The 20,057-nt window shown below is 71.1% G+C and carries 17 protein-coding genes; 6 read left to right on the top strand and 11 right to left on the bottom strand.

Annotation, left to right across the window (positions count from 1 at the left end; all coding sequences use genetic code 11):
• Nucleotides 1-13: 13 nt before the first annotated feature.
• The gene (locus ACIPPM_RS28870; RefSeq protein WP_401453003.1) at nucleotides 14-1,417 is read right to left on the bottom strand and encodes a xylan 1,4-beta-xylosidase; all 1,404 of its coding nucleotides are present in this window, start codon (nucleotides 1,415-1,417) and stop codon (nucleotides 14-16) included.
• 110 nt (nucleotides 1,418-1,527) lie between these two features.
• Between ACIPPM_RS28870 and ACIPPM_RS28875 the strand changes: the two genes are divergently transcribed.
• Nucleotides 1,528-2,646 carry a DUF5925 domain-containing protein gene (locus ACIPPM_RS28875; RefSeq protein WP_401453005.1) on the top strand — a complete coding sequence of 373 codons (1,119 nt, stop codon included), beginning with the start codon at nucleotides 1,528-1,530 and terminating at the stop codon, nucleotides 2,644-2,646.
• A 39-nt stretch (nucleotides 2,647-2,685) separates the two neighbouring features.
• Nucleotides 2,686-3,456: a DUF72 domain-containing protein gene (locus tag ACIPPM_RS28880; protein WP_401453007.1), complete on the top strand. Its 771-nt coding sequence runs from the start codon at nucleotides 2,686-2,688 to the stop codon at nucleotides 3,454-3,456.
• Nucleotides 3,457-3,466: 10 nt separating this feature from the next.
• On the opposite strand, the gene ACIPPM_RS28885 is transcribed toward ACIPPM_RS28880, so the two are convergent.
• Nucleotides 3,467-3,838 (bottom strand): GntR family transcriptional regulator, encoded by a 372-nt coding sequence (locus ACIPPM_RS28885; protein ID WP_401453009.1) that lies wholly within the window; start codon nucleotides 3,836-3,838, stop codon nucleotides 3,467-3,469.
• Between the two features lie 70 nt (nucleotides 3,839-3,908).
• Here ACIPPM_RS28885 and ACIPPM_RS28890 point away from each other — a divergent pair, with 70 nt between their 5' ends.
• Both ACIPPM_RS28890 and ACIPPM_RS28895 read left to right on the top strand, forming a co-directional pair.
• Nucleotides 3,909-4,838, top strand: a complete 930-nt coding sequence (locus ACIPPM_RS28890; RefSeq protein ID WP_401453011.1) for a GNAT family N-acetyltransferase — start codon at nucleotides 3,909-3,911, stop codon at nucleotides 4,836-4,838.
• The gene (locus ACIPPM_RS28895) at nucleotides 4,819-5,316 is read left to right on the top strand and encodes a DUF402 domain-containing protein (RefSeq protein WP_401453013.1); all 498 of its coding nucleotides are present in this window, start codon (nucleotides 4,819-4,821) and stop codon (nucleotides 5,314-5,316) included. The genes ACIPPM_RS28890 and ACIPPM_RS28895 overlap by 20 nt, the downstream gene beginning before the upstream one ends.
• Nucleotides 5,317-5,319: 3 nt before the next feature.
• Here ACIPPM_RS28895 and ACIPPM_RS28900 read toward each other — a convergent pair whose 3' ends face one another.
• Nucleotides 5,320-5,934 (bottom strand): class I SAM-dependent methyltransferase, encoded by a 615-nt coding sequence (locus tag ACIPPM_RS28900; RefSeq protein ID WP_401453015.1) that lies wholly within the window; start codon nucleotides 5,932-5,934, stop codon nucleotides 5,320-5,322.
• Nucleotides 5,935-5,973: 39 nt separating this feature from the next.
• Entirely contained in the window at nucleotides 5,974-6,465 is a 492-nt protein-coding gene (locus ACIPPM_RS28905; RefSeq protein ID WP_401453017.1) for a GNAT family N-acetyltransferase, read from the bottom strand.
• Between the two features lie 219 nt (nucleotides 6,466-6,684).
• On the opposite strand from ACIPPM_RS28905, the gene ACIPPM_RS28910 reads away from it, so the two are divergent.
• Entirely contained in the window at nucleotides 6,685-7,674 is a 990-nt protein-coding gene (locus ACIPPM_RS28910; RefSeq protein WP_401453132.1) for a lytic polysaccharide monooxygenase, read from the top strand.
• Nucleotides 7,675-7,735: 61 nt separating this feature from the next.
• Here ACIPPM_RS28910 and ACIPPM_RS28915 read toward each other — a convergent pair whose 3' ends face one another.
• The 5 genes from ACIPPM_RS28915 to ACIPPM_RS28935 form a co-directional block, all read right to left on the bottom strand.
• Nucleotides 7,736-8,590 (bottom strand): esterase/lipase family protein, encoded by an 855-nt coding sequence (locus tag ACIPPM_RS28915; protein ID WP_401453019.1) that lies wholly within the window; start codon nucleotides 8,588-8,590, stop codon nucleotides 7,736-7,738.
• A gap of 216 nt (nucleotides 8,591-8,806) precedes the next feature.
• Nucleotides 8,807-9,787 carry a hypothetical protein gene (locus tag ACIPPM_RS28920; RefSeq protein ID WP_401453021.1) on the bottom strand — a complete coding sequence of 327 codons (981 nt, stop codon included), beginning with the start codon at nucleotides 9,785-9,787 and terminating at the stop codon, nucleotides 8,807-8,809.
• Nucleotides 9,784-13,215 (bottom strand): DNA polymerase III subunit alpha, encoded by a 3,432-nt coding sequence (locus ACIPPM_RS28925; RefSeq protein WP_401453023.1) that lies wholly within the window; start codon nucleotides 13,213-13,215, stop codon nucleotides 9,784-9,786. The genes ACIPPM_RS28920 and ACIPPM_RS28925 overlap by 4 nt, the downstream gene beginning before the upstream one ends.
• 352 nt (nucleotides 13,216-13,567) lie before the next feature.
• On the bottom strand, nucleotides 13,568-14,656 hold the full coding sequence (locus ACIPPM_RS28930) for a S1 family peptidase (RefSeq protein ID WP_401453025.1): 1,089 nt from the start codon (nucleotides 14,654-14,656) through the stop codon (nucleotides 13,568-13,570).
• A 481-nt stretch (nucleotides 14,657-15,137) separates the two neighbouring features.
• Complete coding sequence (locus tag ACIPPM_RS28935; protein WP_401453027.1) at nucleotides 15,138-16,031, bottom strand: S1 family peptidase; 894 nt, start codon at nucleotides 16,029-16,031, stop codon at nucleotides 15,138-15,140.
• A gap of 498 nt (nucleotides 16,032-16,529) precedes the next feature.
• On the opposite strand from ACIPPM_RS28935, the gene ACIPPM_RS28940 reads away from it, so the two are divergent.
• Complete coding sequence (locus tag ACIPPM_RS28940) at nucleotides 16,530-16,967, top strand: cell division protein SepF (protein WP_393596322.1); 438 nt, start codon at nucleotides 16,530-16,532, stop codon at nucleotides 16,965-16,967.
• 35 nt (nucleotides 16,968-17,002) lie between these two features.
• Here ACIPPM_RS28940 and ACIPPM_RS28945 read toward each other — a convergent pair whose 3' ends face one another.
• Both ACIPPM_RS28945 and ACIPPM_RS28950 read right to left on the bottom strand, forming a co-directional pair.
• Nucleotides 17,003-18,193 (bottom strand): acyl-CoA dehydrogenase family protein, encoded by a 1,191-nt coding sequence (locus tag ACIPPM_RS28945; protein ID WP_401453029.1) that lies wholly within the window; start codon nucleotides 18,191-18,193, stop codon nucleotides 17,003-17,005.
• Between the two features lie 112 nt (nucleotides 18,194-18,305).
• Nucleotides 18,306-19,961: an MFS transporter gene (locus ACIPPM_RS28950; protein WP_401453031.1), complete on the bottom strand. Its 1,656-nt coding sequence runs from the start codon at nucleotides 19,959-19,961 to the stop codon at nucleotides 18,306-18,308.
• Nucleotides 19,962-20,057: the final 96 nt, after the last annotated feature.

Genomic DNA, 20,057 nt, shown 5'->3' on the forward strand with positions numbered 1-20,057 from the left:
CGGGTGAGGTGGCTCAGCGGTCGAGCCACCTCACCTCGTAGCCGCGCATCTCGAGTTGCCTGCCGTCGACGCGGGCGCTGACCTGGCGGTCCAGTGTGTTCACCACCAGGACGGTGTCCCGGCTCGCCAGCACACGGAGGCCGGGCACGGTGGAGACCTTCTCGTACCGGGTGCCGGGCGGGAACGCCTGGCCGAAGCGGGAGACGAGGTCGTACATGGGCAGCGTGCGGCCGCCGTCGGTGTCACCGGTCGGGGTCCACAGGCAGCCGGGGCACGCGGAGCCGCTCTTCTTCTCCGGATTCCAGTAGAAGCCGGATTCGGCGCCGCCCTCGGCCATGGAGATCAGCCCGGTGGCGTGCACGGCGATCCGGCGCTCCTCGGACCAGCCCTCGCGGCGGTCCTGGGAGTCGGCGGGTTCCACGTAGTACTCGGCCCACCACAGCGGGAGGTCGTGCGTGCGTTCGCGCACCCAGTCGCCGACGGCGGTGAACTTGGCGGTGGCGGCGAACGCGTCGGGCAGCAGCTCGTCGTCGTTGGTGTAGCTGGAGCCGTCGACCACGACGAAGTCGGCGCCGGTCTTGTGGGCGTTCCAGTAGTCGAACGCGTCCAGTACCCGCTGGTCCATGGCGCCCCAGGGGCCGCGGACCCGGGCGGAGGCGTGGTCGGCGCGGGGGTCGACGCTGTCCATGGGCAGGTAGGGGCCGCCGACGAGGTTGTCCGGGTCGGCCTTCTTCAGGGCCGCGCGGACCAGGTTGTACAGCTTGGTGTAGCCCTCGTGGTCCCAGCGGCCCTTCGCCTCGTTCCAGAACCCCTTGAACTCGTTCCAGACCACGAAGTGCCGTACGTCGGGGTAGCGGCGGGCGACGGTGGCGGCGAGGTCGGCGAAGTCCTGGTAGTGCGCCGGGTCGGGGGCCCGCTCCAGCGAGTCCTGGCTCCAGTCGGTGGTGCCGACGCCGGACCGGCCGCCCTTCATCCAGTCCGGGGCGCAGCACAGGGTGAGGACGGGGGTGCCGCCGGAGGCCCGGATGAAGTCGATGCGGCGGTCCAGGGCGCCGAAGTCGTAGTGGCCCTTGACCGGTTCGGGGTTGTCGGCGCCCCAGCCCATGAGGGCCTGGTCCTGCGGCAGCCCGCCGTCGCCCTTGAGCAGCCGCGCCACCCGGTCGCTGCCGCCGCCCTGGTCGGCGCTGTACTGGGTGTGGGTGAACCCCCAGCCCACCGAGGGGCGGACGGGTCCGGCCGGGGCGGCGGGCGTGCCGTGCACCTTGTCGCCGTCACGGGAGGTGCCGCTTATGTCGGCGCCGCGGCCGGGGAGCGTGTTCAGCAGGGTCACCAGCAGGGCCAGCGCGGTCACGGCCACGCCGAGCAGGGCGGTGAGCCGCCACCTCTGTGCCCCCGTGTACCACCGATGACGTCCCATCGGCTTCACAGTAACGGCGGAATCCCGGCGTCGGGCGCGAGTTGGGAACACCTGGGGACAAGCGGCGGAATTGCCGTGCGCGCGGTACGCCGGTGCCCGATCATGTCGGCATGTCCCAGAACCCGCGGAACCCGCACGACGCGCTGCCGATCCGGCTGAACGTCGACGACTCCGACTCGCCCTCCGACGTCGTCGACGCGCTGTTCCTGGGCCGCTTCGCCACGGGTGAGCAGCCGTTCGCGCACGCGGCCAACATCGACCGGGTCCGCTCCGAGGCGACCCTGCTGCCCGACGGCGCCCGGGTGCTGCGGGTGGCCCGGGACGAGGACCGCAGCGCGACCCTCGCGGAGGGTGACGGCTGGACCCTGCTGGTCTCCCGCTGGAACCGGGGCGCGGACGTCACGGTGACCGCGACCACCGCCGAGCTGGCCAAGGACGTCCTGGGCCGGGCCACCGAGGGCGCGGCCGACGAGCCCGCGCCGCAGCCGGACGACGTCACGATGGGGTTCTGGTACGTCTCGCCCCGGCGCGGCCCGCACCGCACCACCCGGCAGATCGCGGCGGGCACCTGGGAGGAGGTGCGGGCCAACTACACGGCGCCGGTGGCGCAGGCGATGGACCGCCTGATGAAGACGACACCGGAGGACATCGCGGGCCGCCTCCTGCTGCTGCACGGCCCGCCGGGCACCGGCAAGACCTCCGCGCTGCGCACGCTGGCCCGGTCCTGGCGCGAGTGGTGCCAGGTGGACTGCGTACTGGACCCGGAGCGGCTCTTCTCCGACGTGGGCTATCTGATGGACATCGCCATCGGCGAGGAGGACGGCACGGGCAAGGCCCGCTGGCGGCTGCTCCTGCTGGAGGACTGCGACGAGCTGATCCGCGGCGAGGCCCGGCACACCGCGGGCCAGGCGCTGTCCCGGCTGCTGAACCTGACCGACGGGCTGCTCGGCCAGGGCCGCAACGTCCTGGTGGGGGTCACCACCAACGAGGACCTGGAGCGGCTGCACCCGGCCGTGGTCCGGCCCGGCCGCTGTCTGGCCCGGATCGAGGTGGGTCCGCTGACCCGCCCGGAGGCGGTGACCTGGCTCGGTGACCAGGCCGCGGAGCACGAGAGCGAGCTGGGCCGGGACGGCTCGACGCTGGCCGAGCTGTACGCGCTGCGCAGGGGCACGGCACCGACCTCGGTGCCGGGGGCGCGGGACGGGGCGGACGCGGGGCTGTACCTGTAGCACGTGTCGGGCCCGCCCCCGGATGTTTTCATGGGGGGTATGACCCTGTTCGTCGGTACGTCGGGGTGGCAGTACAAGAGCTGGCGGGGCGTGTTCTACCCGGCGGGCGTGCCGGTGCGGCTGTGGCTGGAGGAGTACGCGAAGCGGTTCGCCACGGTGGAGCTGAACAACGCGTTCTACCGGCTGCCGTCCCGCGAGAACTTCGAGGCGTGGCGGGAGCGGCTGCCCGAGGGCTTCGTGGTGGCGGTGAAGGCGAGCCGCTATCTGACCCACATCAAGCGGCTGCGGGACCCCGAGGAGCCGGTGCACCGGCTGATGAGCCACGCCGAGGGGCTGGGCGCCGACCTGGGCCCGGTGCTGCTCCAGCTCCCACCGACCCTGCGCGCGGACCCGCCGCTGCTGGACGCGTGCCTGGCCTGCTTCCCGGCGGGTACGCGGGTCGCGGTCGAACCGCGCCACGACTCCTGGTGGACGCCGGAGACCCGCGAGGTGCTCCAGGCCCGGAAGGCGGCCCTGTGCTGGGCGGACCAGCTGGGCCGCCCGGCCGGTCCGCTGTGGCGCACCGCCGACTGGGGTTACGTCCGCTTCCACCGGGGCCGCGCCAAGCCGTGGCCGCGCTACGGCATCCAGGCGCTGGAGTCCTGGGTGGAGCGCGTCGCCACCACCTGGCCGGACGGGCAGGACGTGTACGCCTACTTCAACAACGATCCCCGGGGCGCGGCGGTGAAGGACGCGGCGGAGTTCGCGGGCCTGGCGCGGCGGGCCGGGCTGGAGGTGACGCGGACGCCGGAGCCGTGGGCGCGGCGGTGAGCGCGGTCGCTCAGTCGGTGCCGTAGGCGGCGCGCAGCGCGTCGCGGACGGTGGCCAGCGCCTCGTCGTGGTCGAGGCCGAGGCGCCGGGCCCGGTCGGCGTACGCCTGCGCGGCCGTGCTCGCCTCGCGGGTGGCGGCGGGACCGGCGGCGGCCACGAAGGTGCCGTTGCGCCCCCTGGTCTCGATCACGCCGTCCGTCTCCAGGGCCCGGTACGCCTTGGCGACGGTGTTCACGGCGAGGCCGAGGGACTCCGCGAGTCCGCGTACGGTGGGCAGCCGGTACCCGGTCGGGAGGGCGCCCGACCGCGCCTGCTCGGAGATCTGCGCCCGGACCTGCTCGTACGGCGGCGCGCTGTCATCGATGTGGATCTTCAGGCTCACAGGCTGATTCTCCCGCACCGGGCGGAAAATGAGAGGCACTCCGGCGAGGCCGCCCGTACGGTGCGTGCACATGACCGTACTCGTGCGCGATCTGCGTCCCGACGTACCGGCCGACACCGAGGGTTTCACCGAGGTGCGACGGCTGGCGCTGCCCTACATCCTGTTCACCCCCGCATCGGTGCGCCATGTGCTCACCCGGAGCCACCCGGACGCGAGGTTCCGCTCGCTGGTCGCGGAGGAGGACGGCGAGGTGATCGGCACGGCGCAGGTGGCGCTGGCGCACGACAGCACGGAGCCGGGGCAGGCGTATCTCAATGTCCATGTCCGCCCGGACCGGACCGGCCGGGGTGCGGGGCGGCTGCTGGTGGCCGCCGCCGAGGAGTATCTCGGCTCGCTGGGCGCCACCCGGCTGTACTCCTGGGTGCTGGACGAGCCCGCGAGCGTGCGGTTCGCCGAACGGCACGGCTACCGGCCCGGCCGCCCGGCCCGCTTCCTCCGTCTCGACCTGGCGAACGTCGTCCTCCCGCCGCTGCCGGACACCCCGCCCGGCGTGGAGCTGCGCACGGCCGCCGACTTCGCGGCGGACCCGCGTCCGCTGTTCGAGTTGGACGCCGAGGCCGTGGGCGACGAGCCCGGCGAGGTCACGCTGGCCTACTCGGACTATGAGGCGTGGCTGGAGGAGACCTGGAAGCATCCGCTGCTCGACCTGGACCTGACGATGGTCGCGGTCACCGACGGCCGCCCGGTCGCCTTCAGCGTGGCCTACACCGACGGCGGCACCCGCTACTTCACCGCGATGACCGGAACCTCCCGTGCCTACCGGGGCCGGGGCCTGGCCAAGCTCGCCAAGCTGCATTCGCTGTACCGGGCCCGCGCGGCCGGGTGCACCGAGGCGTTCACCGGGAACGACGCGGGCAACGGCCCGATGATCGCCATCAACAAGTGGCTCGGCTACGAGTTCTGCGCCACGGAGGTACGCCATGTCCGCGAACTCGGCTGATTCCTCGGGACAGTTGGAGATCGTCCTCGTCAAAGCGGGCCGCACCAAGATCCGTTACCCGGCCGCCATGCTGACGGACGACGGCACGCGTGTCTCCGTACGCGCCCCCTGGGCGGGCGAGGGCGTGCGGGACTTCGGCTTCGTCCGCTTCGAGCCCGGCGACGTGTTCACCGAGCACTACTGGCGGGACCGCTGGTACGCGGTGAAGGAGGTCCGCACACAGGACGGCACCCTGAAGGGCTGGTACTGCGACATCACCCGCCCCGCCGTCCGGTCCGGCACCGAACTCGTCGTGGAGGACCTCGACCTGGACCTGTGGGTCTCCGGCGACGGCAGGACCGTACTCCGGCTGGACGAGGACGAGTTCACCGCGAGCGGCCTGCCGGAACGCGACCCGGAGGCGGCGGCCGCCGCCCGGTCCGCGCTGGACGAACTGGAGAACCTGGCCCACGCGGACGGCCTGACAGCCCTGCTCTGAGCCTCACACCTCGGCCACCACCGCGTACCGCTCGTCGCTGACGGACTTGCCCCACAGCAGCGGGTCGTCGGACAGCGGCTCCACGCGTATCCGCCCGGCGAGGGGTGCCAGCATTCCGGTGAGCCGGTCGACGGGCACTCCGGCCCGGGTGACGGTCCCCCAGACGCCCTCGACCAGCACGAACCGTCCGCCGGGGCGCAGCAGGGTGCGCCAGTGCCGCAGCACCTCGGCGGGATCGGGCAGCGTCCACAGCACATGCCGGACGAGGATCACGTCGTAACCCTGTGCCACCACCGGTGGGACGGCCGCGTCCCCGCGCAGTACGCGCGCGTCCCGCCCGGCGAGCTTGGCGCGGGCCCGTTCGACCATGGCCGGGGAGGCGTCGACGCCCGTCACCCGGTGCCCCTGCTCGGCGGCGAGCAGCGCGAGACTCCCGGTGCCGCACCCGAGGTCGAGCACGTCCGAGGGCTGTCCGGGCAGCCATCCCCGGAGTCTCTCGGCCCACGCGGCCCGTATCTCGGGCGCGCGCAGTCCGTGATCCGGTTCGTCGTCGAAGACGGGGGCCTGGGCGTCCCAGTCCACGTCCGTTCCGGCGGTCCACTCACTCGCGTCGCTCATACCGCAAGCGTGCCATCCGGCACGGACAATGAGGTTCCGTCAGCGGTTCAGCGGCTTGCGATAGTGGAGGCGGTCGTAGGGCCCGTCGACGCGACGGTCCACCAGTTCGTAGCCGTAGCGGGGGTAGATCCGCTGGTTCTCCCACATCAGGGCGTTGGTGTAGAGCCGGATCTCGGGGAGGCCCAGCGCACGGGCGCGCGCCTCGACGAAGCGCAGCAGCCGGCGGCCGACGCCCCGGCCGTGGGCGTCGGGGTGGACGGCGATGCTGTCGAGGAGGAGATGGCCGGGGTGGGCGCGGACGACCACGAGCCCGGCGATCCCGAGTCCGGCGATCCCGAGTCCGGCGCCGGGCTCCTCCGTGACGAAGACACACCCCGCTTCGATGTCGGCCATGTGGTCCGCCTCCATGGGCTGGGGCACCACACCGATGCGCGCGATGTAGGGGCGGTAGGCGGCGTCGGTGACCGCGCGCACGGCGGGCACGTCGGCGGCCGTGGCGGCGCGGACCGGGGCTTCGGGGTGATCGTCCATACCGGGCACGGTAGCGACCTGAGCCCAGTCTGAGCACGGCCTTAAGCCGACCATAAAGATCGCCTCATGGGGCTCGGAGCAGGCGAATCCGCCGCCGTACGGGGCTAGTTTCTGACCGTCCCCCCACGGGACCAGCCCCCTTCCGGCAGTCGGCCGGCCGTACCGTTCCGAGGAGTTCCGATGCCCTTCGCCACGCCCTCGACCCCGCGCGGGCGGCGCATGCCCCGGCTGCGGGCCGCCGCCACCGCGGCCGCGCTCGGCCTGGCGCCGCTGACCCTGACCGTGCTGGCCGCCGCCCCCGCCTCCGCGCGCGGTTCGATGGGTGACCCGGTCAGCCGGGTGGCGCAGTGTTTCGCGGAGGGCCCGGAGTCCCCGAAGTCGGCGGCCTGCCAGGCGGCGGTGGCGGCGGGCGGCACCCAGGCGCTGTACGACTGGAACGGTATCCGGATCGGTGACGCGGGCGGCCGTCACCAGGAGCTGATCCCCGACGGCAAGCTGTGCAGCGCCGGGAACGACGAGTTCAAGGGCCTCGACCTGGCCCGCGCCGACTGGCCCGCGACCGCGGTGCACAGCGGCCCGTACACCTTCAAGTACCGGGTGACCGCCCCGCACAAGGGCACCTTCGAGGTCTACGCGACCAAGCCCGGCCACGACCCGGCGAAGCCCCTGGCCTGGTCCGACCTGGACCTGGCGCACCCGGTGGCGAAGTCCACGGACCCGGTCGCCACGGATGGTTTCTACACGTTCTCCGGCACGCTCCCCGACCGTACGGGCAGGCAGCTGCTGTACGCGGTGTGGCAGCGCTCGGACAGCCCGGAGGCGTTCTACTCCTGCTCGGACGTCGACTTCGGCGGAACCAAGGAAGCCACGGCCACCACGGTGAAGTCGGCCCCAGCCCCCGCCTCCGCCGCCCCCACTCCGACGCCCACCGTCTCCGCCCCCTCGGAGCGGCAGATCGCGGCCGGTGCCGACCGCTCCACGGTGGAGCACCACGGCCACGGCGACGACGACCCGAGCACCTCGGCGGAACCGGTGAGTACTGCCCCCAACACCCCTCAGCCAGCAGGCACTTCGGTGCCCCTGGCCGAGACGGGCACCCCCACCGGCACCTCCTACGCGGCCATCGGCGGCGCCGCCGCCCTGGCCCTCGGTTCAGCCGCGCTGTTCCTCTCGGTGCGCCAGCGCGCGACGGGCCGTAACTCGCGCTGAGACACCCCTCGAACGCGGGGCCCTGCCGGGCGGCTCAGGCCGGGCAGGGCCCCGAGCCACGTCAGCTGAAGGCGGACGCGCAGGACGTGGTCGTGGCGTGGGACGGGTCGAGCGCGTTGGCCACCTCGTGGTAGGCGATGCGGTCGAAGATGCCGATCGCGACGTGTTCGGACAGGTCGAGCGGGCACAGGTCCTGGAGGAGGACGTTGCGGACGTCGGAGCCGGTCAGGTACTGGGTGCGCCAGGGGGTGACGACCTCGTCGTACTTGGTGGCGATGACGGTGTAGTGGACTCCGGGGACGGTGTCGCCGCCCGCGTTGAGCTTGGTCAGGAAGGCCGAGTCGGTGATCTGGTCGGCGAGGGCGGGCGTACTGGCCTTGATCAGGTTCTCGGCGCCGGGGAAGTACGGCAGCAGGTTGGTGAGTCCGTTCAGGTCGGTGCCGTGGTTGCTGGGGGCGATGCCGACGAGCGCGTTGACCTTGGCGGACCCGCCGAGGAACTTCAGGTAGTACCGGGGCATCATGCCGCCCTGGGAGTGGCCGACGAGGTCGGCCTTGGTGGCTCCGGTGGCGGTGAGCACCTTGTCGACGAAGGCGGAGAGCTGCTCGGCCGACTTGTCGATGGGGCCGAGGCCGTAGAAGACGGGGACGCCGGGGAGCTGCCCGTAGTCGAGGGAGAAGACGCAGTAGCCGCGCTCCTTGAGGTACGGAGCGAGCGACACCCAGTTGGTGACGGAGTTGCCGAGCGTGCCGTGGACGAGGACGACGGGACGCGGGTGGGTGGCGGAGGGCTTGCAGGAGTAGTCGTTCCAGCCACTGCTGGGAGCGGCGTGGGCGGTGGCGGCGGGAACGGTGGCGAGCGCGGCGGCCAGGACCAGCGCGGCGAGCGGTCTGAGCGCTCGCTTCCAGGGCAGCATCGTGTGATCTCCTTGCGGCTCAAGGGAGAAGGTGCACGGCCTAACCCTGTGATCCGGATCACGGGATGCTGTTCACTCGTCAAGTTACGGACGAGTAGTGCAACTGTGAAGTTACGCGTCGGTAAAAAGTTCCATCAGCCCTCAGAAGCCCCCGCACACTGAGGAACCGTCACCTTGCCGTCCAATCCCACCAGAAACTCCCGCAACTCGCGTAACTCAGGCCGCGAGCGTCCCGGGCATCACCGCGCGGGGCCCGAACTTGGCGCGCGCCAGGTCGGCGACCTCCTCGATCCGGCGGACCTTCTCGTCCACGGGGTCGAAGGTGAGCTGATGCGCGGCCTCCCCGGCCGGGGTCAGCCCCTCGGCCCGCAGGGCGAGCGCCCGCACCCGCGCCCGCTGGAGCCCGAGCGCCTCGTACATGCCGTACGCCGCCCGGGTGAGGTCGGCCGAGTGCGCGGTCGGCTCGGCGAGGGTGCGCCCACGCACCGTGGTGGAGCGGTCGGCGTAGCGCACGGTGAGCGTCAGGGAACGGCAGACGTGCTCCATCTCCCGCAGCCGCGAACCCAGTTCCTCGGCATCGGCCAGCAGCGCCCGCCGATGCCGGCCGGGGTCCAGCTCGTCCACGCCGAAGGACCGTTCGGCGGCCACCGACCGGGAGACGGCGTTCGGCACGACCCGCCCCCGGTCGACCCCGCCCGCCCGCTCCCGCACGTCACGGGCGACCTTGGCCCCGACCAGCCGCTGAAGCGTGGCGGGCGGCGCGACGGCGACCCGCCCGAGGGTGTCCAGCCCGTACTCGCACAGGGTCCGGGCGGTCGCCGCGCCGACACCGGGCAACGCGACCACGGGCAGCCCGGCGAGGAACTCGGCGACGGCACCGGGACCCTCGGGAACGGCGCACACCCTTCCCGGCCGGGCGTCCCGCAGCGCCATCCGGGCCAGCATCGGCCCCGGCCCGGCCCCCACCACGCAGTCGACCCCGTACCGGGCGAGCGCCCGTACCCGGATCAGCGCGGCCAGCTCGACCGGCCCCCGCCCGAAGTACCGCTCGGCCCCCCGCAGGTCGACCAGCGCCCCGTCGGGCGGCAGCCCCTCCACCACCGGGCTGAACTCCTCCAGCAGTCCGAGCAGTTGAGACAGCTCCAGCTCGCCGTCGCCCTCGCCCGGCCGACGGAAACGCACACAGAGGATGGTCATCCCGCACTCCCCGGACTCTGATGCCACAACTTCCGCATGGCGGACGGCGCCTGCTCGGACACCTCCTGACCGGCGGGCCGCAGATCGGCCCAGGGATGCATCTGGAACCCGGTGGACATCCGAATCCGCCGCCCCACCCCGTCCGCCCCGCCCTCCCCCTCCGGAACAGGCTCCGCCAGCCGCGCCGCCACCTTCTCCAGCCCGCCCTCGGCCCGGAGTTCGGCGAGTTCGGCGAGGTTCCAGGCGACCGACCCGACCACGCTCAGACTGCGCGGCCCCCGCCGCTGCACCACTCCCCGCACCAGCAGCAGCCACGAGTGGAAGACGGTGTGGGCGCACGCGTCGTGCGAGTCGTCGAAGAAGGCGAGGTCGACCAGCCCGGTGCCGTCGTCCAGCGTGCTGAAGATGACCCGCCTGCCGGACCGGATGGGCGGCGTCTGGGTGGCCGCCTTGGCCCCCGCGACCAGCACGGTCTCCCCGTGCCGGGCCTCCCGCAGCCGCCGCGCCGACACCACGCCCAACTCCTCCAGAAAGCCCTGATGGTCGTCCATCAGATGACGGGAGACATCCATGGACAGCACACCCAGCTCGGCACTGAGCCGCTCGGCGTCCGACAGGTCGGGCAGCCCGGCGGCAGCGGTCCGCCGCCCGCCTCCCAGCGCAAGCTGATCCCCACGCCCACCCCGAGCCCCCCGGTGCAGCTCGGCCAGGTGCAACTGAAGATCACGCCGGTTGGCGCCGAAGGCGTCCAGCGCCCCGACCTGGGCCAGCCGTTGCGCCAGCGGCCGCCCCGGCCGCGCTCGCTCCCAGAAGTCCAGCAGGGACGCGTACGGCTGCCCCTCGGCGATCCGGGCGGCCTCCGCCGCACTGATTCCGTGCACATCGGCGAGGGCGAGCCGCACTCCCCACACCCCCGAACCAGACACCAGTTCGATTCGATGATCGACGCCCGACACATTCACGTCCAACGGCAGCACCGGCACCCCGAGCCGCCGCGCATCCGCCAGGAGCAACCGCTTGGGATACATACCAGGATCATGCGTGAGCAGCCCGGCATAAAAAGCAGCCGGGTAATGCGCCTTGAGCCACGCAGACTGATAAGTGGGCACAGCAAAAGCAACAGCATGCGCCTTGCAGAACCCATAGGACCCGAAAGCCTCCACGATCTCCCAGGTCCGCCGAATGGTCTCGGCGTCGTACCCCTTCTCCTCGGCCCGCTGAGCGAACCACACCCGCACCCGCCCCTGAGCCTCGGAATCGGAGAGCAGCCGCCGCACGGCATCGGCCTCTCCCCGCCCACACCCGGTCATGACCGCCAAAATATCAATGACCTGCTCATGAAAAACCACCACACCATAGGTATCCCGCAACGCCAGCTCAAGATCCGGATGCGGATACCGCACAGGCGCCCGCCCATGCCGAGCCTCGATGAAAGGCCGCACCATGTCAGCGGCGACCGGACCGGGCCGGAACAACGAGATATCAACAACCAGATCCCCGAAACAATCAGGCTGCAGCCTCCCTACCAGATCCCGCTGGCCGGGCGACTCGATCTGAAAACACCCGAGCGTCTCGGTGGACCGAATGAGCCGATAGGTATCGGCATCCCCCTCCGGCAAGGCATCCAGATCGACCCGCTCCCCGGAAGCCCGCTCCACCTCGGCGACGGCATGCGCCATGGCCGACTGCATCCGCACCCCGAGCACATCCAGCTTCAGCAGCCCGAGCTCCTCCACGTCCTCCTTGTCGAACTGCGACATGGGCAGCCCCTCCCCACTGGTCGGCATCACCGGAGTACGCCGAAGCAGCGAGGAGTCGGACAGCAGAACCCCACAAGGATGCATGGCGACCCCACGAGGCAACGCATCCAGCGCCTCCACCAGCTCCCACAACACCCCGTACCGCTCCTGCTCCCCCGCGAGCCCCTTCAACTCGGGCAACTCGGCAAGCGCGACACGGGCATCCCGAGCCCGAACATGCGGAAAAGCTTTAGCCAGCCGATCAATCTCAGCCGGGTCCATCGACAGAGCGGCCCCCACATCCCGAATGGCATGCCGCACCCGATAGGTCTCCGGCATGGCAACGGTAGCGACCCGCTCCCCACCGAACCGCCCGATGATGGCCCGATAAACCTCGATACGCCGAGCAGACTCCACATCCACATCGATATCAGGAAGAGCGACCCGCTCCCGCGACAAGAACCTCTCCATGAGCAACCCATGAGCCACCGGATCGGCATGAGCGATCCCCAGCAGATGATTCACCAGAGACCCGGCACCCGACCCCCGCGCGGCAACCCGAATCCCCATCCCCTTTACATCATCGACAACCTGGGCAACGGTCAAAAAATAAGACGCGTACCCGTGATAGCCGACAATCTCCAACTCCTCATGCATCCGCTCCCAGTACTCCCGCCGCCCGGAATACCCAAGACGCACCATCCCCGCCACAGCCCGGGAAGCAAGCGCCCGCTGAGCCCCCCGTCGCCCGGCCCCCACGAGCCGCCCCTCAGGAAACCGCACACTCCCGATCCCCAGATCATCCTCAGGATCGACAACACACTCCCCGGCGACAGAAAGAGTCTCGGCGACCAACCGCACCGCGACCCCCCGCCGGTACCCGGCAGCCTCCACCACCCGCTCGGCGACCCCGAGCATTTCCTCAGGCCCCTTGAGCCACGCCTCACCGGAGTCGAGCCCCTTCCGGGGATCGATGGGCACAAGCCGCCGAGCGGCATCCAGTACATCGGCGACCCGCCCCTGCCCGGAATCGGCGTACCGCACAGCGTTGCTGAGAACGGGCCGCACCCCCTGCTCCACGGCGAACCCAAGACTCCGAGCGGCAAGCCGCAAGGACCCCGTCCCGGTCCCCCCGACCCCATGCCACACAACCTCAACCCGCAAGGCATCCCCGAAAACCTCCCGCCAGGGCCCCAGCAACCGGGCAGCCCGATCCCCACGCCCCGCGGCAAGAGCCCGCCCCACATCGGAGTCGGGCCCGAGCAGCACGACCACCCCTTCCCCTCGAAGCTCCCCCCAGGGCAGCAGGGGACCGCCGCCCCCCGCATGAGCAGCGGTGACCATCCGGCAGAGCTCGGCCCACCCCAGAGCACCGTCCCGGGCCAGAAAGGTCACCCGAGGAGCCGACTCGTCGACGAAGGCACCTCCACGCACCGGAGCGGGCCGCCGCACCCCACCAGAGCCACCCTCACCCGCAAGACCAACCCCGAGATCAACCCCGAAGACCGGCCGCACCCCACTCCCCGCACAAGCCTTGGCGAACCGAACAGCCCCGGCAAGGGTGTCCCGATCGGTAAGGGCCAGCACATCCATGCCCCGCTCGGAGGCACGCCCGGCCAGCCGCTCCGGATGCGAGGCCCCGTAGCGCAGGGAGAACCCGGAGACGACCCGCAGATGAGCGAACGCCACTCCAGCACCTCCCAGCTCAATCGAACACCCGTTCCCTTCCCACCATACCCCCACTACCGAACACACGTACGACAAGAGCGACCACCCCCCTCACCTGCGAAAACGGCGAGGAAGCCCCAGGCCGGGTCGGCCGAACACGGCGGAGAGGGGACGTGCCGGGGGGGGTGTCCGCCCGCAGCGGCCGGCGAAACACCAACCCGAACGACCAAAGAGACAAAAGTCGCCGGACCGAGGACGGACACCCCCCGGCGCGGCCCCGCCCCCGACACAACCGGCCACACCCGACACCCGGCGGCAGACGCAAAAGGGCCCCCGCCCTCCCGAAGGAGAAGCGGGGGCCCGAAGCCGAACCTCAACCGATCTGAGTCCCGGTGGCGGACAGCGCCTCGGTCACCGGCTGGAAGAACGTCTCCCCACCGGCGGAGCAGTCCCCACTGCCCCCCGAGGTCAGGCCGACGGCACTGCTCCCGGAGAACAGTGACCCACCACTGTCCCCGGGCTCAGCGCACACATCGGTCTGGATCAGCCCGCTCACGGTCCCCTCGGAGTAGTTCACGGTCGCGTTGAGCCCCGTGACGGTCCCGTCGTGCACCTGAGTGGTCGACCCGCTACGAGTGACCTTCATCCCCACAGTGGCTTCGGCGGCCCCCGAGATCGCCTGAGCAGACCCGTTGTAGAGATTGACCTCGCTGGGGTGCGAGACCCCGTCGACGTACTTCACGAGCCCGTAGTCGTTCCCGGGAAAGCTGGAATCCTCGTTCGACCCGATGGCATTCCCGGCCGAGTCGGTCCAGCTGGAGATCGAAGCGGTGCAGTGCCCCGCGGTGAGGAAGTACGGCGCCCCGCCCTTGGTCACGTTGAACCCGAGCGAACACCGCCCACCCGACCCGTTGATGGCGTCACCACCGGAGACGAAGGGCTTGAACTCCCCGGTGGACCGCTTCAGTTCGGTAGTGCCCCCGAGCCCGGAGACGACCTTCCCCAACTTGGCGTACTGAGCAGCGGACACGGTCTTGTCCGCGGTGACGACGACCTTGTTGGACACCGGATCGGTAGCCCACGAGGTACCGGGAATCGTCGCGTCCCGCTTGAGCGTGGACCGCGCCCCGTCGAGCACGGCGAGCGAGTGGGAGACGATTCTGGCCTTGGCGCCGGCCGCCTGGACGGTATCGGCGTCGGAGGCGTTGAGCACGTTGACGACGAGGCTCTTGGCCTGGGCGTCGTAGTAGCTGCCCGCGCTGTCGGAGCCGAGGTCGGCGAGCAGCGTGGAGGCGAGCTTTCCGGCCGCGGGAGCGGACAGAACGCGCGCGTCGGGGGCGGAACCGGAGTTCACGGGTTCGCTGGCGTTCGCAGTCTGGAAGGTGACACCCGCTCCGACCAGTGCGAGAACACCCGCTCCGGCGATCGCGGCCCGGCGTGCGGGTATGCGTCGATGCTTCAACTCACGTCCTCCTGTGGGGGGTCGATCCGCAGGTTGTGGGGACCTGACGGACCGGAAGGCTGGTTGACGAGCGCCCACTCTTCCGAAGGTCACAGCGGGCACACAAGACCGACTTCAGGCCGGACTCTCGAACAACCTCCCCAGCTTGACCGAGGACAGTCACTGCAGGAAATTCGCAGCGCAAACACGAAACGCCAAAACCCGACCACCCCAAAGCAACAACATCAGGTGTCTGAAAACAGCCCCTCCCAAAACACCCGAAACCCGAAGCCCCACACCCCCTGCACAGACCCCCCACACAGTCACCCACCCTCCCCGGCACCGACACCCCCGCCGAACCCCACGACAAAAACCGGCACCCCCACCGAACCGCGCAGCAAAAAGCGGACCCCCGCACGCGACTTCACCGCGTACGAGGGCCCGCTCGAACCGACCCGTCAGGGAGACGGCCCGTCAGGGAACCTCAGGAACCCCGGGCAACCTAGGGAAGCGTCACCCCGTAGTAGCTCAACGCCTCGGTGACGGGCTGGAAGAACGTCGTCCCACCGGAGGAGCAGTTGCCGCTGCCCCCGGAGGTGAGCCCGTACGCGACACTGCCCCCGTACAGCGGACCACCACTGTCACCGCCCTCGGCGCACACGGTGGTCTGGATGAGCCCGGAGACGACGTCCCCGCTGCCGTAGTTGACGGTGGCGTTCAGCGCGGTGACCCGCCCGCTGTGGGTACCGGTCGTGGACCCGCGCCGGGTCACGGTGGTCCCGACGGCCGGGGTGGCCGCGCTGCTGATGGTCTGGCTGCCGACAGCGCTCGGGTGCGCGACGGACGAGTTGGTGTAGCGCACCAGCGCGAAGTCGTTGCCGGGGAAGCTGTACCCGACGTTGGTGCCGAGCACCGTGGTCTTGGCGGAGTTGCTGTACCAGGTGGAGGCGACCTCACCGCAGTGCCCGGCGGTCAGGAAGTAGTACGTGCTGCCGCTGCGGACGTTGAAGCCGAGCGAGCAGCGGTAGGAGCCGCCGTAGATGGCGTCGCCGCCGGTGATCAGCTTGTTGAACTTGCCGGCCGTGCGCTTGATGGTGAGCGCGTCGGCCCCGGCCTGCTTCTTGATCTTGGCGATCTCGGCCTGGGACACCGTGCTGTCGACGGTGACGAGGACGCGGTTGGTCTTGCTGTCGACGGCCCAGGCGGTGCCGGGGACGTCGGCCTGGCGGACGGAGTCGCTCGCCTTGGTGAGCTGACCGGCGCTGAACGTGTGGGCGTCGCTGGCGTTCGCGGTGGGGGCGGCGAAGGCCGCGACGGCGAGGAGGCCGCTGACGGCCGCCGTGAGCTGGGTACGTCTGGCGATACGGCCTCGGGGAGTGGTGCGCTTGATCCTCACGTGTCGTTCCCTCCTGGGGAATTCGGGGGCCCGCGTGGGGTCGGGGCCCGTGAGGCGCAGCCAGCGGCAGGTCGATCGGACGTGCATGCCCCTGACAAGCGCTGAGGGGGAGTATTCGGCCGACCGACCGGTCGGCACAAGGGTGCCTTTCGGCCGTACACGGCTCAACGATCAGACGACCCGCGCACCCTGACGTTCCCTCAAGTCACAAAAGCCGACAATCTCCCCACAAGCCCCACCTCGGGCGTCCCGGAGACCCCATCCGTCACCCGGACACACCACACATCACCCATCCGCCGCGACAAATCATATTTCACTCACAGTCAGCAGCCGTATGAGTCGCCGCCCTTGGGGCACAAGGGCTCTCGACGGATCGATCGTGCACCAGTACCGTCACAAACCCCCCGCGCGGCGTCTATCCACTTGGCGCGCCGTCCGCATCATGGATGACCATAGGTACGCGAAGAACGAGCAAGACCGCTGTGAGAGGAGGCGTCCATGGGATCGGTACGCAAGGCGAGTGCGTGGCTCGGCCTCGTCGACGACAACGAAGACGAGCGTTACTACGACGACGACTACTCCGAGGGCACGGAGTCCGCCGACGCCTGGGTCACCGACCCGCGGGTGAAGGTGGCCGCGGACACGGCCGAGGACAAGGGCCGCCGGATCGGCACGGTCACCCCGGACAGCTTCCGGGACGCCCGCGCCATCGGCGAACTGTTCCGGGACGGTGTCCCGGTCATCATGAACCTCACGGCGATGGAGGGCACCGACGCCAAGCGCGTGGTCGACTTCGCGGCCGGACTCACCTTCGGGCTGCGGGGGACCATCGAGCGGGTGGCGACGCGGGTCTTCCTGCTGACGCCCGCCCACACCGAGATCATCAGCGGTGAACCGGCGGGCCGCCGGGAGGACGGCTTCTTCAACCAGAGCTGAGGCGGGGCCGCTCACCGGCCCCGCCCCCAGGGGGCTCACCGGAAGGCGTCGAGCCCGGTGAGCGCCTTGCCCAGCACCAGCTGGTGCATCTCGACGGTGCCCTCGTAGGTGAGCACCGACTCGAGGTTGGTCGCGTGCCGCATCACGGGGTATTCGAGGGAGATCCCGTTGGCACCGAGGATCGTCCGCGCCGTCCGGCAGATCTCGATGGCCTCGCGGACGTTGTTCAGCTTGCCGAAACTGATCTGCTCGGGCCGCAGCCGCCCGGCGTCCATGCGGCGCCCCAGATGATGGGCGAGCAGGATTCCCTTGTGCAGCTCGACCGCCATGTCGGCGAGCTTGGCCTGGGTGAGCTGGAAGCCCCCGATGGGCCGCCCGAACTGCTCCCGCGTCCGCGCGTAGTCGAGGGCGGCCTCGAAGCTGCTGCGGGCGGCGCCCATCGAGCCCCAGACGATGCCGTACCGGGCGTGCGAGAGACAGCCGAGCGGTCCGCGCAGCCCGGTGACCTCCGGCAGCACCGCGTCGGCGGGCAGCCGTACGTCGTCCAGCACGAGTTCGCTGGTGACCGAGGCCCGCAGCGACCACTTGTGCTTGATCTCCGGCGCCGAGAAGCCGGGGCTGTCCGTGGGGACGACGAAACCCCGGATGCCGTCCTCGGTACGCGCCCAGACCACCGCGACCCCGGCGACGGAACCGTTGGTGATCCACATCTTGCGCCCGCTGAGCACCCAGTCGTCGCCGTCCCGCTTGGCGAACGTACGCATGCCCGCCGGGTCGGAGCCGTGGTCGGGCTCGGTCAGCCCGAAGCAGCCGATCACCTCGCCGGAGGCCATGCGGGGCAGCCACTCGGTCTTCTGCTCCTCGCTGCCGTACCGGTGGATCGCGTACATGGCGAGCGAGCCCTGCACCGAGACCAGGGAGCGGATGCCGGAGTCGGCGGCCTCCAGCTCCAGGCAGGCCAGGCCGTACTGCACGGACGACGCGCCCGCGCAGCCGTACCCGGTGAGGGACATGCCGAGGGCGCCGATCGAGCCGAGTTCGCGGGCCAGCTCCCGGATGCCGGGCAGCTCGCCCTTCTCGTACCAGTCGGCCACGTACGGCAGCACGCGGTCGGCCGCCCAGGAGCGGACGGTGTCGCGGACGGCGAGGTCCTCGGGGTCGAGGAGGTCGTCGAGGCCGAGCGGATCGGCGGGGTCGAACGCGGGCGGCTTCGGGGACGCGGACATGGGAAACACCCTCCGGCACTCTGCGGCTCTGTAAAACTAGCAGCGCTAGTTACGATGCACGGCCGACGTTACGGCCGAGCGCGCCGCACGTCCAGAGCGACCGCGCCGGAGGTCAGGCGGAGACCGTGGGTTTCCCGGCCGCCCTGGGCCCGGGCAGCTCCCCCTTGGCCAGCGGTACGGGGCGCTCCCCCGCGGGCCTCCCCACCGGCTCCGCCGCCTCGGCACCCTCCGGCGCGCAGCTCATGGCCTTCGGCAGCCGGAGCGCCATCAGCGCGCCGAGCAGCAGCAGACCGGCGCTGACCAGCAGCGTCACATGGAGTCCGTGCACGAAGGAGTCGCGGGCGGCGTGCCGCAGCGCGACCCCGGCGGGCCCGCCGAGCCGCGCGGCGACCTCGTACGCCTCGCCCAGGGAGCGGCCCGCGGCCGAGGAGTCGGAGGCGGAGACGCCGGGCACCGACTTGAGGGCGGGCGCGTAGGCGGCGTTCATCACGCTGCCGAGCAGGGCGATGCCGATACCGGCGCCCAGCTGGTAGGAGGTCTCGCCGATGGCGGCGGCGCCGCCGGCCCGGTCGGCCGGGGCCTCGCTGAGCATGGACTCGTAGGCGCCGAAGAGGGTCGTCTCCAGGCCGAACCCGAGCAGGACGAAGCCGCTGAGCAGCAGCGGGGTGTTGTCGTGGCCGCCCATCGCGGTGAGCAGGACGACGGCGACGGCGGTGAGCACGAACCCGGCGCAGACCATCCGGCGTGGCCCGAGGGTGCGCAGCACCCGTGCGCCCGCGAGTCCGGCCGCCATCGCGGCGACGGTCAGCGGCAGCAGCCGCAGTCCGGTCTGGAGCGGGGACAGCCCCAGCACCAGCTGGAGATACTGCGCGGCGATCAGCTGCAGGCCGACCAGGGCCAGCATGGCGAGCACGATGCAGCCCACCGAGGTGCTGAAGGCGGGCCGCCGGAACATGCTCAGGTCGACCAGGGGGTGGGCGCGGCTGGACTGGCGCCGGACGAAGAGGACCAGCAGGGCCACGCCGACCAGGAGCGGCACCAGGGTGAGCGGGCCGGTCATGTCCTCGCCGCCGCCGAGCCGCTTGACGCCGAGGACGACGCCGAAGAGGCCGCCCGCCGCCATCAGGGCACCGGTGATGTCCCAGGGGCCGTCGCGCTCGCCGCGGGACTCGGGCAGCAGCATCCGGCCGATGGGCAGGCTCACCAGCATCAGCGGGATGTTGACCAGGAAGACCGAGCCCCACCAGAAGTGCTCCAGCAGGAACCCGCCGAGCAGCGGGCCGACGGCCGCGCCTACGGCGGCGACCGCGCTCCAGATGCCGATGGCGAGCGCCCGCTCGCGCCGGTCGGGGAAGACCTGGCGCAGGATGGACAGCGTGGCGGGCATGATCATGGCGCCGCCGACGCCGAGCAGCGCGCGGGCCAGGATCAGCGTCTCGCCGTTGTGGGCGAGGGCGGCGACGGCCGAGGCCACGCCGAACAGGGCGTAGCCGAGCAGCAGGACGCGTCTGCGTCCGACCCGGTCGCCCAGCGTGCCGAAGAGGATCAGCAGCGAGGCGCAGACCAGGGGATAGATGTCGACGATCCAGAGCAGTTCGACCGCGCTGGGCCGGAGGTCCTCGGTGACGGCGGGGACCGCCACGTGCAGCACGGTGGCGTCGAGCGCGACGAGCAGCAGGCTGACACAGAGGACGACGAGGACGATCCAGCGGTTGACGCCGGTCGCCTCACGGGACGGCCGGACAGCGGCCGTGGTCGTCCCGGACATGTACGTACCTCCCAGAAGAATCCTCGCGTGCGGCGGGTCGGCGGGGTGGGGGTCTCCGTGCCAGTAACCGGAGAGGCCCGGAGAGGAGCGGTGCCG

The sequence above is a fragment of the Streptomyces sp. NPDC090119 genome, assembly GCF_044747085.1.
GTDB lineage: Bacteria > Actinomycetota > Actinomycetes > Streptomycetales > Streptomycetaceae > Streptomyces.